A 769-nucleotide genomic window follows, 5' to 3' on the forward strand; every position below is an offset into this window, starting at 1 on the left:
CATCGAGCAGAGTTTTACACCTAATTGGGGATAAAACAGCTCATGGCGGGCGGCGGCATCATCGTCATTGGCACCACACTGATCCCTCTGCTGTCTGGCCTGTTTTAAGGTAGGCGCTTATGGATTTTCTCACCGACTGGCTCACAAACTGGCTCAAAGAGCTTCTGATTGGCGGGATCATGGGGAACCTCGAAGGTCTTTTTGATACTGTCAATACCCAAGTCGGAGAGATTGCGGCACAGGTAGGGACTACCCCGGCGGCGTGGCACGCCGGGGTTTTCTCCCTGATCCGACAGCTTTCCGAAACGGTGATCCTGCCGATTGCCGGAATGGTGCTGACCTTTGTTGCCACTTATGAGCTCATACAGATGCTTTTGGAAAAGAACAATATGCACGAGGTTGACGTTGCGAACCTCTATAAATGGATGTTCAAAACAGCCTGTGCAATCCTGATCCTGTCAAACACATTCAATATCGTCATGGCCGTGTTCGATGTGTCACAGAGCGTCATCGCGCAGGCAGGCGGGCTCATTCAAGGCTCCACCGATGTTTCGGCGGATATGCTTGCTGAACTGGAAACCTCGCTGGAGACGATGGACTTAGGGCCGCTTTTGGGGCTGTGGCTGCAGTCTGCGCTCATTGGCTTCACAATGAAGGCGATGGGAATTATCATTTTCGTTTTGGTGTATGGCAGGATGCTGGAAATCTATCGCGCGTCCAGAAGCGCCGCTTTTCATCCAAAGGCGGTGTGCGGGCATTTTGGGAACCC

Annotated in this window: 1 protein-coding gene and 1 pseudogene; both read left to right on the forward strand. The window is 52.5% G+C overall.

What is annotated here, in order from left to right; all coding sequences use genetic code 11:
* Positions 1 to 27: 27 nt before the first annotated feature.
* Positions 28 to 108 (forward strand): annotated as a pseudogene (locus DWX32_RS19340) (Maff2 family mobile element protein); the annotation flags it as partial.
* 11 nt (positions 109 to 119) lie between these two features.
* On the forward strand, positions 120 to 769 hold a 650-nt coding region (locus DWX32_RS19345; RefSeq protein WP_118660898.1), incomplete at its 3' end, for a VirB6/TrbL-like conjugal transfer protein, CD1112 family.

The sequence above is a fragment of the Blautia sp. AF19-13LB genome (genome assembly GCF_003479105.1).
GTDB lineage: Bacteria > Bacillota > Clostridia > Lachnospirales > Lachnospiraceae > Fusicatenibacter > Fusicatenibacter saccharivorans.